At 66.5% G+C, this 13,402-nt stretch carries 14 protein-coding genes; 10 read left to right on the top strand and 4 right to left on the bottom strand.

From position 1 onward, the window contains the following. Positions 1 to 174: 174 nt before the first annotated feature. Positions 175 to 573: a DUF5997 family protein gene (locus ACTHQX_RS19275; RefSeq protein ID WP_236806127.1), complete on the bottom strand. Its 399-nt coding sequence runs from the start codon at positions 571 to 573 to the stop codon at positions 175 to 177. 95 nt (positions 574 to 668) lie between these two features. Here ACTHQX_RS19275 and ACTHQX_RS19280 point away from each other — a divergent pair, with 95 nt between their 5' ends. Then, on the top strand, positions 669 to 1,415 hold the full coding sequence (locus ACTHQX_RS19280) for a LysR family transcriptional regulator substrate-binding protein (RefSeq protein ID WP_440158780.1): 747 nt from the start codon (positions 669 to 671) through the stop codon (positions 1,413 to 1,415). Between the two features lie 59 nt (positions 1,416 to 1,474). Then, on the top strand, positions 1,475 to 2,929 hold the full coding sequence (locus tag ACTHQX_RS19285; RefSeq protein WP_440158781.1) for an APC family permease: 1,455 nt from the start codon (positions 1,475 to 1,477) through the stop codon (positions 2,927 to 2,929). 2 nt (positions 2,930 to 2,931) lie between these two features. On the opposite strand, the gene ACTHQX_RS19290 is transcribed toward ACTHQX_RS19285, so the two are convergent. Continuing rightward, positions 2,932 to 3,144, bottom strand: a complete 213-nt coding sequence (locus tag ACTHQX_RS19290) for a hypothetical protein (protein ID WP_440158783.1) — start codon at positions 3,142 to 3,144, stop codon at positions 2,932 to 2,934. Positions 3,145 to 3,332: 188 nt separating this feature from the next. Here ACTHQX_RS19290 and ACTHQX_RS19295 point away from each other — a divergent pair, with 188 nt between their 5' ends. From ACTHQX_RS19295 to ACTHQX_RS19325, 7 genes are all read left to right on the top strand, one after another. Then, positions 3,333 to 5,138 (top strand): multicopper oxidase family protein, encoded by a 1,806-nt coding sequence (locus tag ACTHQX_RS19295; protein WP_440158784.1) that lies wholly within the window; start codon positions 3,333 to 3,335, stop codon positions 5,136 to 5,138. Between the two features lies 1 nt (position 5,139). Then, entirely contained in the window at positions 5,140 to 5,964 is an 825-nt protein-coding gene (locus ACTHQX_RS19300; protein WP_440158785.1) for a hypothetical protein, read from the top strand. A 61-nt stretch (positions 5,965 to 6,025) separates the two neighbouring features. After that, complete coding sequence (locus tag ACTHQX_RS19305; RefSeq protein ID WP_440158786.1) at positions 6,026 to 6,289, top strand: LacI family DNA-binding transcriptional regulator; 264 nt, start codon at positions 6,026 to 6,028, stop codon at positions 6,287 to 6,289. Further along, on the top strand, positions 6,223 to 6,525 hold the full coding sequence (locus ACTHQX_RS19310; protein ID WP_440158787.1) for a hypothetical protein: 303 nt from the start codon (positions 6,223 to 6,225) through the stop codon (positions 6,523 to 6,525). The genes ACTHQX_RS19305 and ACTHQX_RS19310 overlap by 67 nt, the downstream gene beginning before the upstream one ends. A gap of 361 nt (positions 6,526 to 6,886) precedes the next feature. Continuing rightward, positions 6,887 to 7,795 carry an ABC transporter ATP-binding protein gene (locus ACTHQX_RS19315; RefSeq protein WP_440158788.1) on the top strand — a complete coding sequence of 303 codons (909 nt, stop codon included), beginning with the start codon at positions 6,887 to 6,889 and terminating at the stop codon, positions 7,793 to 7,795. Further along, positions 7,795 to 8,712, top strand: coding sequence for an ABC transporter permease (locus ACTHQX_RS19320; protein ID WP_440158790.1), 918 nt, complete (start codon positions 7,795 to 7,797; stop codon positions 8,710 to 8,712). The genes ACTHQX_RS19315 and ACTHQX_RS19320 overlap by 1 nt, the downstream gene beginning before the upstream one ends. 33 nt (positions 8,713 to 8,745) lie before the next feature. Further along, positions 8,746 to 10,146, top strand: a complete 1,401-nt coding sequence (locus ACTHQX_RS19325) for an LLM class flavin-dependent oxidoreductase (RefSeq protein WP_440158791.1) — start codon at positions 8,746 to 8,748, stop codon at positions 10,144 to 10,146. On the opposite strand, the gene ACTHQX_RS19330 is transcribed toward ACTHQX_RS19325, so the two are convergent. Further along, positions 10,143 to 11,180 (bottom strand): bile acid:sodium symporter family protein, encoded by a 1,038-nt coding sequence (locus tag ACTHQX_RS19330; protein WP_236806136.1) that lies wholly within the window; start codon positions 11,178 to 11,180, stop codon positions 10,143 to 10,145. The genes ACTHQX_RS19325 and ACTHQX_RS19330 overlap by 4 nt on opposite strands. A gap of 153 nt (positions 11,181 to 11,333) precedes the next feature. On the opposite strand from ACTHQX_RS19330, the gene ACTHQX_RS19335 reads away from it, so the two are divergent. Then, on the top strand, positions 11,334 to 12,473 hold the full coding sequence (locus ACTHQX_RS19335; protein WP_440158792.1) for a diguanylate cyclase: 1,140 nt from the start codon (positions 11,334 to 11,336) through the stop codon (positions 12,471 to 12,473). Between the two features lie 193 nt (positions 12,474 to 12,666). Here ACTHQX_RS19335 and ACTHQX_RS19340 read toward each other — a convergent pair whose 3' ends face one another. Continuing rightward, positions 12,667 to 13,401, bottom strand: a complete 735-nt coding sequence (locus ACTHQX_RS19340) for an NlpC/P60 family protein (protein WP_440158793.1) — start codon at positions 13,399 to 13,401, stop codon at positions 12,667 to 12,669. Position 13,402: the final 1 nt, after the last annotated feature.

Here is a 13,402-nt window from a genome sequence, read left to right on the forward strand (position 1 = left end):
CCCACATGGAGGGGGCCGTGACGGGGAAGAAGGTGATCTGCCCATGTCAGGGCGGGCATTCCCCGCCGTCAGTCATGAGGGGGACGCGCACCCCCGCGGAGGGGTGGACACCCCCACCTGCCCCCACAGCTGGGGGTTCACAATTCCGGCTTTCCCCAAGGGGAAGGCCGGAAATCAGCCCTGGCGGGCCTTCTTTGCTGCCTTCTTGGCAGCCTCGTCCTTGACCCGCTGCGCCTCGGTGCGGACGGCGGCCTGCGTGGCGCGCTCGGCGACCAGCCACGCGGGGGGAGCCTGCAGCAGCGCGGTGATTTCCGCCGTCGTCAGCGCGTCTTCGACCCCGCCGCGGGCAAGGCCGCTGATGGAGATGTTCAGCTTCTGGGCGACCACCGGGCGGGGGTGCGGGCCGTTGCGGCGCAGTTCGGCCAGCCACTCCGGCGGGTTGGACTGCAGCTCGGCGAACTCTGCGCGCGTGATGGTTGAATCCTGGAACTCCTGGGGCGTCGCAGGCAGGTAGATGCCAAGCTTCTTGGCAACGGTGGCCGGCTTCATGGACTGGGAGTTAGCGGAGGTCATGTATTAAGGGTATCCGGCTGCGCCGCCTCCCCTGACCAAGGATGCCTGCAGTCAAGGATGTCCATAGTCACGGATGTCGGCAGTACTGTGAGGGTGTGCCCGCTGAAGATGAACCCACCCTGAACCCGGCTCCGCCGGAGTCCCCGCGAGAGCTCCGCTTTGCCTACGTCCCCGGCGTGACGCCAGGGAAGTGGATCCGCCGCTGGGAGGAACGGATGCCGGACGTTCCGCTGCACTCGTTCATGTCCGACGGCGGCACGCAGCTTTCCGTGTTGCGTGACGGTTCGGCGGACCTGAGCTTTGTCCGCCTGCCGGTGGAGCGCGAAGGGTTGAACGTTATCCCCCTTTATGAGGAGCTGCCCGTGGTGGTGGCGCCCAAGGGACACGAAATCACCGTGTTTGAGGACGTGGCGCTGGAGGACCTCGCCGAGGAAAACTTCCTCGACGCCGATGAACTGGGCGGGCCGGAAATGGCCCTGCAAGTGGTGGCGTCCGGCGCGGGCCTGCTGATACTTCCCATGTCCGTCGCGCGTCATTTCAATACCAAGGACACTGTGGCCCGCCGCCTCACGGGGGCGCCGGCCACAGAGATTGCACTCGCCTGGCCCAGCGACGCCACGGACGAGGTCATCGAGGAGTTCATCGGCATTGTCCGCGGCCGCACCGCGCAAAGCTCGCGGCAGCCGTCCGCCCGGCAGGAGAAACCGAAGAAGGCACCCAAGCCGGATCTTCGCGGCAGCGGTACCGGGGCCGGCGCCAGGAAGCCGAAAGTGGCCCAGCGTTACGCACCCAATCCGGACAAGGGCCGCGGCAAGGGCTCGCGGAAGAAGGGCAAGCGGTAACTGCTGCTGCCAAGCCGGCGGTATTGCAAAACTGTGTTGCGCAGGTTCACAGTGAAGCAATGAGCACCACGTCCCATGAAGTGTTCGACGCAACCCCCGAAGGTGACGCACCGGAACTGAAACGGGTCCTCGGGCCAAAGCTCCTGCTCCTCTTCATCGTGGGCGACATCCTCGGCGCGGGCGTGTATGCGGTCACCGGGACCATGGCTGGCACGGTAGGCGGCATTGTCTGGCTGCCGTTCCTGCTGGCTTTCGTCGTCGCGACGCTGACCGCCTTCTCCTACCTGGAGCTGGTCACGCAATACCCTCAGGCGGCAGGTGCAGCGCTGTATACGCACAAGGCATACGGCATCCACTTCGTCACTTTCCTGGTGGCGTTCGCCGTCGTTTGTTCCGGCATCACCAGCGCCTCGACCTCCGCCAACGTGCTCGCGCAGAACTTCTTCGGCGGCCTGGAGATCAACGGCTGGATGGGCGACCCCGGACAGGGAGTGATCACCGCGGTGGCGCTTGGCTTCATGCTGCTGCTGGCGCTGATCAACCTGCGCGGCGTGGGAGAGAGCGTGAAATTCAACGTGGTGCTCACCCTCGTGGAGATGATCGCCCTGTGCATCGTGATCGGCGTCGGCTTCTACGTGATGGCCCAGGGTGGTGGACACATCGAAGAGATCACAGTGTTCACCGACGGCCAGGATAAGGGCCTCTTCCTCGCCGTCACGGCGGCCACCTCGATCGCGTTCTTTGCAATGGTGGGCTTCGAGGACTCCGTGAACATGGTCGAGGAGACCCACCACCCCGAGCGCATCTTCCCGCGGACCATGCTGACCGGGCTGGGCATCGCCGTGATCCTCTACATGCTGGTTGCCGTCTCCGTGGTCAGCGTGCTCTCACCCACGGAACTCGCAGGGATCAGGGAGGCCGAGGGCGCGGCGCTCCTCGAAGTGGTGCACAAGGGCTCGCCGGACTTCCCGATCGACAAAATCTTCCCTTTCCTCGCGGTCTTCGCCGTCGCGAACACGGCGCTGATCAACATGCTGATGGCCAGCCGCCTCATTTACGGCATGGCCCGGCAGGACGTGTTGCCGCGGCCGCTGGGCAAGGTGCTGCCGGGCCGGCGCACGCCGTGGGCCGGCATCGCGTTCTCGACCGTCCTCGCGCTGGGGCTGATCTGGTACGTGACCAGCGATCCGGAGAGCAACATCGTCGCGAACCTGTCCGGTACGACAGCATTCCTGCTGCTGTGCGTGTTCACCGTGGTGAACGTGGCCTGCATTGTCCTCCGCGGTAAGCGGGACCACACCCGGGAGGTGTTCTTCACCTCGCCCGGACCGCTGCCGATCGTCGCTGCTCTGCTGTGCGCGTTCCTGGCTGGTCCATGGGTGGGCAGGGATGCGGTCCAGTACCAGATCGCCGGCGGCCTGATGGGGATCGGCGTGGTGCTGTGGCTGGTCACCTGGCTGATCAACAGGAGAACCAACCGCACGGCGGGGTCGGCCGCTGACGAGGTCTCATGACGTCAAGCGGGACCTGCAACGGCTGATCCCTGATCCGGGCCGGTGCCAGCTCGCTTGCAGTCACGAAGGTGGGCCATCAGGGCCCGTTCCGGGCTTCCGGGATTCTTGCCAAGATGCCGCAGCAGCGCCATCCGGACGTCCATGTCCGTACCCTCGTCACTGAGGACGTGGCTGATCACACCCATGATCTGGCGCCTAAAACCTTCCTCCTGCACAGGACCACGCTCCTTTAGTTCTGGTGGCAGTCTGCCGCCGGGCCGTTGGGAATAACCGGGGACCGGCCGGATCTGCGGCGCCTGCGGCGGCCATACTGAGGGGGTTCCACGGCCCTCCCACCTATTCAGGTGGGACGGAACCCCACAGACGCTGATTCCCAAGGTTTTCTGGAGTCCCGCGGCGCACCATGACTGTGTTTCCACACATGGCCAGCGCCAACGCTGTCGCTGAGGCCATCACAATCAGCTGGGAGGACGTCATGGCAGCAACACGGAGGGACGTGTTGAAACTAAGCCTGTTGGGCGGCGCCGTCGCCGCCACCGCATCAACCGCAGGGCCGGCCATCGCGGGTGTCCCGGGCAGTGTGCCCGGCCGCCGGGGTGCAGACGACAATGAGACCACGGTTGTCACGCCAAGCAGGCTCGGCCAGGCGAACATGCCGGTCCCCTTCACCACCGCCTTCCGGCGGCCGCCGGAACTGCTTCCCTACGCCACGGGCCGGGACGGCGACGGCACGCCGTTTGCGAAATACGCCCTGAACCAAAAACTGGGCAAGGCCCAGATAGCGCGGGGGCTCAGCACCACCCTGGCGGGGTACAACGGCGTTTTCCCGGGCCCCACCATCCGGGTGCAGCAGGGCACCCGGACCGAGCTGCGGATCAGCAACCGCCTGCCCGCGACGGGCCTGCTCTACCCGAACACCTTCAACACAGTTACCCACCTGCACGGCTCGGCATCGCTGCCCCAGTACGACGGGTACGCGAACGACCGCACCGCGCCGGGCAAGGTGAAGAACTACCACTATCCAAACTGGCAGGCGGCGCGGACGCTCTGGTACCACGACCACAACCACATGCTGACGGCGCAGGGTGTGTACTCGGGCCTCGCTTCCACCTACGCCATTACCAGTGCGGGTGAGCGGGCGCAGTTGCCGCAGGGCGAGTTCGACGTGCCCATCCTGGTCTCGGACGTAATGCTCAACGCCGACGGTTCCCTCGGCTACAACGACAACGGCCACGCCGGGCTGTGGGGCGACATCATCATGGTCAACGGGGTGCCATGGCCCACCATGAAGGTCAAGCCACGGATTTACCGGTTCCGGTTCCTGGTCGGCTCGATCACCCGCTCCTACCGCTTTGCCCTCTCCAATGGCGACCCGTTCCACGTGGTGGGTACCGATGCCGGGATGACCCCAAAAGTGCAGGCGGTGTCCTCCTGGCGGCAGGGAACGGCCGAACGTTACGAGGTGCTGATAGATTTCCGGAAGTACAAGCCGGGCCAGTCCGTGGAGCTGCGGAACCTGAGCAACAAGAACAACGTGAACTTCGCCAACACCGGCAAGGTCATGAAGTTCCAGGTGGTGGCGAATGCCCCCCAGCCCGGATCCCGCTCCATCTCCTCCATCCCCACCACGCTGGACCCCGGCCCGCACCCCACCAGGGCCACCGGCGGGTTGGACACCATGGCCCTGACCCCGGACATGGCCGTCGCCAAGAGGATCCTCCGGGTCCAACGGCAGGGCGGGGAATGGACCATCAACGGTGAAACCTGGGACGACGTGGAAAAATCCAACTTCACCCGGTGCTTCGGCAACCCGCAACGCAACCAGGTGGAGCAGTGGACCATCGTCAACGAGTCCGGCGGCTGGTTCCATCCGGTCCACATCCATTTGATCGACGGCAAAATCATTGGCCGCAACACCAACGGCGGCAAGCCGTTCGCCTGGGAAGGCGGTCCGAAGGACGTCTTCTATGCTGGCGAGAACGAGTCGGTCACGGTCCTCATGCAGTTCGACACCGGCAAGCACGTGGGCGGCCGGTATATGGTCCACTGCCACAACCTCGTCCACGAGGACCACGACATGATGGTCCAGTTCTCCGTGGGTGACCTGCGGAACAACGACCCCATCAATGCCGACAAGCCCGTGCTGGAAACCCGGCCCGAGGGGTACTACGCGTCGAAGTACAAGCTGGCCTACCCGGCGGGGACGTGACATGAGACGGACGCTACTGATCGCACCGGCGGTGCTGCTGGCCTTCTCCCTGGCCGGCTGCACCGGCTTCTCCCTGGCCAGTCCGGCAGCCAACCCGGCACCCGCCCCGCCCGCAAGCAGTCCCGCCGACGCTGCGGACCGGGTCCTCGCACAGGCCGAAGAAGGGCAGGACCTGGGCAACGGCCGGCCCACCGTCAACTACGACGGCCTCATGGTCCGGCGCAGGGTGGTGATCGCTGTGCACACCGCACTGGACGCCGACGTCGCCGGTATCCGCAAGCGGCTCGACTCCGCCGCCGCGGCACGGGGCACCGCCCTGTCCGCCGTCTCACCCGATGTCCTCGAACCCGCCGTGCTGCAGCAGATGGTCCCCGAGGTCATTGTGGCCCTGCCGTCAACTGCCACTCCCGACGACGGACGCACCATCGTGCGGGCAGTCACCGAGGAGGACACCGGCAAGCTCGGCGTGAAGAACTTCTATGTCCTGCCCGTCCTGGTGCATGACCTGCGCTTCAACGTTGCCACGGCGGACCCCAGCTCGGTGTCGGCCGCGGTGGATCGGGAGGGCATCGTCTCCGACGCGCTCGGGAACTACAGCACTCAGGTGCGGGGCGGACAGCTCAACATCAGCTACACGGGTCCCCTGCTTGGCGACGAAACTGTCGAGAGTGTCCGCGAGGGCATCAGCCGCCCGGCGCACATTCCCGCCGCCAACGTAAGCGTCGGGCCCAGGTCCGCGTCCGGAACAGGCGTGGACATGGCCGCTGAACCGCCGTGGGACCCGGAGCAGCTCGAAGGCCAGGCAATACACCCGCATTCGGAGTGATGCACCACTTCCAAACCGGAAACGGCGCGTAGCGCAACGACAGGAAGAGACAGCGAGAAGCATGTCCGGCCCCACCATCCGGGACGTTGCCGAACGGGCCGGGGTCTCACTGACGACGGTGTCCTACGTGCTGTCCGGCAGGAGCGGAGGCACCACGCGGATCAGCAGGTCCACGCAGGAGCGCGTCATGGCCGCCGTCGACGATCCCGGCACGGCTACCAACCGGTCATCCTGCTCGGCCAGTCGTGGCGGCAATTCATGCTGGCCGGCGGTGCGGACGGCGTCATCGTGGGCGTCCTGCCCGTCTCCGAGGAAGAGGACCTGACCATCGCCGAACTGGCCAGGCGCGGCATCGCGCAGGTGGTCATCTCAGAATCGGTGAAGGCCGAACAGGCGGTCGCGCTGCTCATCGACCGGATCGCCGGGTACGCCCAGGCGGCCGGGCAGACAGCCCCGTGGAAGAGACTCAGCGGGCATGCCCTGTTTGGCTACGGTGCACTGCTGCTGAACGAGGTGTTGTCCGCCGCTGGCATTTTTGCCGAGCAGATCCCCGTCCTCTAGGAGCCGGGTGATCCAGAACCGGGTGCAGGCAGCCGCGTAACAATCGGTCCTTGCCACTGACCGCCTGCCGTGCAAGGTACGGACGGGGCCGGTACGTCACGGTCCGTAGCCGGGCGCAACATTGGCCGCAGCGGCCGTCCGTTCCTGCCGTCATGCGTCATCCGATGTCACCGTGAGACGCCCGTCGTTACGCACTGTTTCCCTACGCGTCCCCACGCGTCCCGGAGCCGCCACGCGCGGCCCCGGGCGGCGGGTTACGCCCCGTTTCCCCTCGTGACCGTGCCCTTCAGGGCGATGGTCCATCTCTGCTCTCATGGTGGACAACAAACGCCTTGAAGGACCTGCTGAAGGGAAGCACACCATGACCTCCGGAACCGGGCCGATACCGAAAATCAGCCTTCAAAACATCACCAAGAAGTTCACGGTGCGGCCCAGCAAGGACAACCCGGAAGGGGCCGTCCTGACCGCCCTGGACGGAATCTCCCTTGACGTCTCCGCAGGCGAGTTCATCACCCTGGTGGGACCCAGCGGCTCCGGCAAGACCACCCTCCTGGACCTCCTGGCCGGCCTCACCAAGCCGGATACCGGCCAAGTGCTGGTGGACGGACGGGAAGTGGCAGGCCCGGGCCGGGACCGCGCCGTCGTTTTCCAGCAGTATGCGCTGTTCCCCTGGCGCACGGCCGCTGCCAACGTGTCCTTCGGACTGGAAGGCGCGGGCAGCGACGGGAAGCGCTACAGCCGCAAGGAACGGGCCGAGAAGGCCCGCGAATACCTTGAGCTCGTGGGCCTCGGCGGATTTGAAGACCGTTACCCCCACGAGCTGTCCGGCGGCATGAAGCAGCGCGTGGCCATCGCCCGGAGCCTGGCCTACGAGCCGGATATCCTGCTGATGGATGAACCGTTCGCGGCATTGGATGCCCAAACGCGCGAGCAGCTCCAGGCCGAACTGCTCCGGATCTGGGCCACCACGGGCAAGACCATCATCTTCATCACGCACGGCATCGACGAGGCCGTGTACCTGGGCCAACGGGTGGCCGTGCTCAGCTCCCGGCCGGGACGGCTGAAGGAAATCGTGGACATCGACCTCGGAGACCGCTCCGGCGACGAGGACGTCCGCTCCAACCCTGCCTTCGTGGAACACCGGCACAAGGTTTGGTCGCTGCTGCATGAGGAGGTACGCCGTGCCCAGGAAGCCGGCCACGCGAAGATCCAGCCCGACGGAACGGCGCCGGACGAGACCAGGACCATCACCACCGGAAAGGCAGCCTGATGAGCACGCCAACACTGACCAAGGAAACTAAAACGCAGACCGGTCCTGCGGTGGCGGCCGGGAAGGCAACGACGCAGCGAAATCCGCCGCTGAGTCCGGGGCCCGGCAAAACCCCCGCGGCCACGCTGCGCCGGTACACCCTGCAGGGCGGCAAGGCTGTGTGGGGTGCGGGTGCGGTCATCCTGTTCCTGCTGCTCTGGGAACTGGGACCCACCTACCTCGCTCCGGCATCGACGAGGGTTTTCCTTCCACCCCTTCACGAAGTGCTCGAGGCGCTGGGCACACTCATCGGAAACGGCCAGCTGCAAAACCACCTTGCAGCCAGCCTGAGCCGGTCGGCCAGCGGCTTCGGCATCGCAGTCGTCACCGCCGTGGCCCTCGGGCTGCTCGTCGCCTGGTACGGCGCCCTCGACCGCTTCCTCAACCCGCTGCTGGAAGTTTTCAGGAACACGGCCGCGCTGGCCCTGCTCCCCGTGTTCACGCTGCTGCTCGGTATCGGGGAGACCTCGAAGATCAGCATCGTGGCGTACGCGGCATTCTTCCCGGTGCTGCTGAACACCATCGCCGGCGTCCGGACCGTTGACCCGCTGCTGATCCGCGCCGCCCGCTCACTGGGGCTGTCCAACTTCCAGCTGTTCCAGAAAGTGATCCTTCCGTCTGCCGTGCCCACCATCTTCACGGGCATCCGGATGGCCGGCACGTCCTCCATCCTCGTCCTGATCGCCGCCGAGATGGTAGGTGCCAAGGCGGGCCTGGGCTACCTGATCGTCAATTCCCAGATGAGCTTCCTCATCCCGGACATGTACGCGGGCATCCTGACCGTGTCCCTGCTCGGCCTGCTGGTCAACTACCTGCTGGTCGGCGTCGAACGCCACTTCTCCCGGTGGCGGACCGCCGTCGGATCCCGGACCCCCTGAACCGTACGCCCTCCCAACCCAAGGAACCAGATCATGCCTGAACGCACCACTGCCAAAGCCGGCGGCGCACGCCAGCTCCACCTGAATGCCTTCCTGATGAGCACCGGACACCATGAGGCGTCGTGGCGGCTGCCCGAAAGCGACAGTTTTGCCGGAACCCAGGTGGCACATTTCCAGCAGCTCGCCCGAACGGCGGAACGCGGCACCTTCGACTCGATCTTCTTCGCCGACTCGCCCGTGCTGCACGGCGACGTGCGCCAGCGCCCCTACGGGACCCTCGAGCCGACTGTCCTGCTCAGTGCCATCGCCGCCGTGACCAAGCGGATCGGGCTGATCGGCACCGCCTCCACCACTTACAACGATCCCTACAACCTGGCACGCAGGTTCGCCTCGCTGGACCACATCAGCGGCGGCCGGGCCGGCTGGAACGTGGTGACAACGGCCGGCGAGGCCGCGGCGCGGAACTTCTCGCTGGAGGACCAGCCCGCACACTGGCGCCGTTACGAGCGCGCCGCCGAGTTCCTGGACGCCGCCAGGAAGCTCTGGGACAGCTGGGAAGACGACGCCGCGGTGGGGGACAAGGCGGCCGGGATCTGGGGTGACGGCTCACGCGTTCATGCCGTCAACCACACCGGCCGTTACTTCCGGATCCAGGGTCCCCTGGACGTGCCGCGGTCGCCCCAGGGCCATCCGGTGATCGTGCAGGCAGGCTCTTCCGAAGACGGCAAGGACTTCGCCGCCCGCTACGCCGAGGCGGTGTTCACCGCGCAGCAGACACTGGCCGAGGCGCAGCGCTTCTATGCGGACCTGAAGCGGAAGACGGCCGCCGTGGGCCGCAACCCGGAACACATCAAGATTCTGCCGGGCATTGTTCCGGTCATCGGCTCCACCGAGCACGAGGCGCGGCGGCTGGAGAAGCAGCTCGATGAGCTCATCCATCCTGAGCATGCACGGAAGCAGTTGGCCGGAGTCCTCCGGGTTTCACCCGAATCCCTGCCGCTTGATGCGCAACTGCCTGAGGACCTCCCGTCGGAGGATGCCATTGAGGGGGCCAAGAGCCGGTACACCTTGATCGTGGAGCTCGCCCGGCGCGAGCGGCTCACTGTCCGGCAGCTCATCGGCAGGCTCGGCGGCGGCCGCGGGCACCGCACCTTCTCCGGGACGCCCGAGCAGGTGGCGGATGCCATTCAGGAGTGGTTCGAGAAGGGCGCGGCGGACGGCTTCAACATCATGCCGCCGGTGCTGCCCTCGGGCCTGGACGCCTTCGTGGACCACGTCATCCCGATCCTTCGGGCCCGCGGGCTGTTCCGCCAGCAGTACACGGGGCACACGTTGCGCGAGCACTACGGGCTGCCGCGGCCCGCGAGCGGATTTGCCCCTGCTGACTCCGCTGAACCGGCCGCCAGGGAATTCGCGGTTAACGCCGCGGTTTAGGCTTCCTGCTTCTCCTGGAGAGGCTTCTGTTCCTGCAGGGGCTTCCGGGCCAGCCAGGCGGCGACAATTGCGCCCGAGATGTTGTGCCAGAGCGAGAAAACTGCTGAGGGCAGGGCCGCCAGCGGGGTGAAGTGGGCGGTGGCGAGCGTTGCCGCCAGGCCCGAGTTCTGCATGCCGACCTCGAACGCGAGGGCCCTGCGTGCCTTGTCGTCGAGGCGGCCGAGCTTGCCGGCCAGGTAGCCGAGGCCAAGGCCGAATCCGTTGTGCAGCACCACAGCCAGGAACACGATGCCGCCGGCCGCCAGGATCTTGCTGGCGCTTCCCGCCACCACTACCGCCACGATGAGGGAAATAACGACGGCGGATGCCCAGGGGAGCGCCGGCAGCGCCTTCGCGACGAGCTTCTTGAGGAACAGCCGGGCCAGCAGGCCCGCGATCACCGGCAGCAGCACGGTCTTGACGATGTCCAGCACCATGCCGCCCGCGTCGATGGTGAGGAAGGAACCGGCCAGGAACAGCACCAGGACGGGGGTGACCACCGGGGCGATGAGCGTGGATACGCTGGCGACGGCGACGGACAGGGCCACATCGCCCTTGGCCAGGAAGGCCATCACGTTGGAGGCGGTGCCGGAGGGCGCGCAGCCCACGAGGATCAGGCCAACTGCCAGTGAGGGCTCCAGATGGAGGAGGGTGGCGATCGCCCAGCCGGCCCCGGGCATGATCACGTAGTGGGCCACGATGCCCAGCACCACGGCCCACGGCCTGCGGGCAACCGCGGTGAAGTCTGGCGGCGTCAGCGTCAGGCCCATGCAGAACATGATGATTCCCAGCAGGTACGGGACCGCCGGGCCAAGGGGCTTGAAGGCGCCGGGAAGCAGGAACCCGGCGATGCCGGCTGCGAGCACCAGAAGGGGAAAGACGGTCACCGCGACGCGCGCAATTTTCGCTTCCGCAGCGAGGGCCGGGTTCAGGGGTGCAGCGCCGGCCTCCGTGGCCGAGGGAGCGGTTTTGGGGTCTTTTGTTGCCTCAAGCATTCAATAATGCTGGCACCGGACCGCCGTGACGGCTAATTCATGACTGATGTCAGACAAATGTGTCGTACTGGCAAAATTCTCTCCGGCACAGCGCGACCCCGGGCCCTCCCGGTGCGATACTGGATTGCACTGGATCGGATTCAAGGGGACGGAATGATCCTAGACACGGCAACACTGCGGATTGCCTTCGCGGCGATGGCCCTGGTTCTGGCGCTGCTGTTCTACTTTTCCACCTTCCGCAGCACCCGCTCGCCCTACAGTGCCTGGTGGTGCGCGGCCCTGCTACTGTTCCTTTCCGGCTCGGCGGCCTTCCTCCTGAACGGCACGGCGCAGCAGGTCTGGGCCAATCCGCTGGGCGACTTCCTGCTGGTGTCCGGCGCGGCAGGGGTCTGGGCCGGCGCGCGTTCCCTCCGGAACCTGAAGCACAACATCTGGCTGTCCGTCGCGCTGCCGGTCATCACCGCCGCCGCCGCCGCGGTCGACAATCCGGGATCCAATACGTGGGCCGGTGGTGCTGTCTTCCTCGCGTCCATGGCTGTCCTGATTGGCTTGGCCTCGCATGAACTGTGGCGGCTGGAACCGGGGTACTCCCGGGTCAGGATCCCCATGGCCATCGCGGCAGGCGGAGTGGCATTCTACTATTTTTGCCGCCTGGTGGTGTTCCTCATCGAAGGGCCAAGCGGTCCCGTCTTTGCAACCTACTTCGGGTCCGCGGTGACCACGATGGTCACGATGGTGCTGCTGGTGGTGGTTTCCTTCAGCATGGCGGGGCTGAGCACCGAGCAGCAGACGCGGGCGCTGCGCACGGTCGCCACCCAGGACGGGCTGACGGGCCTCCTGAACCGCGGTGCCTTCCTGGAGGCGGCGGCCGAGGAGCTGGAACGCAGCAAGGCTGCAAACAGCGGCGGGTCGCTGATCCTGGCAGACCTGGACCACTTCAAGTCAGTCAACGACACCTTCGGCCACGCGGCGGGTGACCTTGCACTGCGAGCTTTTGCCCAGGCGTGCAGCGCATCGGTGCGGTCCACGGACCTTGCCGGGCGCTACGGCGGCGAGGAGTTCATCCTCCTGCTTCCTGGCGCAGGCCCCAAGAGCGCGGAAATCATTGCGAGGGAAATCAGCAGGAGGCTGGCAGAGCAGCACATCCCCGAACTGCTGCGGATGCCGACCGTCAGTTACGGCATTTCCACCTACAACGCGACAACCGCCGACCTCGACGAGGTCATCGCGGCCGCCGACGTCGCTCTCTATGAAGCCAAATCACAGGGGCGGAACCGCACGGTCAGGGGCTGAGCAGGCACCGGATCCGGAATGCATGGGGGACAATCCGGACCCGGCGATCCTGACTCGCAGCCGGAGCCTGCGGTCTTTCATCAGGCATAGCCAGTGTGTTCCCTACTCCTTGTAGAAAGGTGGGAGCACCTTGGGGGGTGGCCGTGTTCCGCCGCCCCCAAGGCAGCGGAACACGGCGGTTACTCAGCTCCGGCTAGCCCGCGCGCACGAACGTGACGGGACCGGTGGCCGTGAGCCAGGACAGCGGGTGGGCCATGGTGGCGTTGATGCCGTTCATGCCGCCGCTGATGACCTTGCCGCCGCCCGCGTAGATGGCCACGTGGCCGGACTGCACAATCATGTCGCCGGGCTGCGGGGTGGAGACGACCCGGCCGTGGCTCAGGAACTGCATCGGCGCGAGGTCACCCACACGGATGCCGGCGGCGCCGAGGGCCTTCTCTACCATGGCGGTGCAGTCCTGCGTGATGCCGATCTGGGCGTAAGCGGAGGCCAGCATGGTGGCGTTGACGCCTGCGGCGGCCTTGACGGGGGCCTTGGGCGCGGGAGCCGCAGCCTGGACGGTGACCTTCGGTGCGGGCGCAGGTGCGGCCGGCGCGGTTGCAACCTTGGCTGGCGCAGCGGCCGGGGCTGCCGTGACGGGGGCGACAGGCGCTGCAGCCTTCTTCACAACCGGCTTTTCGACGACGGGCGCTGACACTACCGGAGCGGGAGCCGACTTAACCGCGGGGCGCTCAAAAGCAATCTTGACACTGGAAGCGGCTGTGAGGGGAGCCTGGAACTGTCCAGCCGTCGCGGGGGCGGCGGCGGGAGCCTTGGCCTGCTGGGCCGGAGCGTTGGCCGCGTTGGCTGCGACGCTCCCGGTGAAGGCCAGGCCGGATGCTGCAAGGATGACCGCAGCACGGCGGCCAGAAATAAAGCGGAACGACATG

It is taken from the genome of Arthrobacter sp. SAFR-023, assembly GCF_051965295.1.
GTDB lineage: Bacteria > Actinomycetota > Actinomycetes > Actinomycetales > Micrococcaceae > Arthrobacter.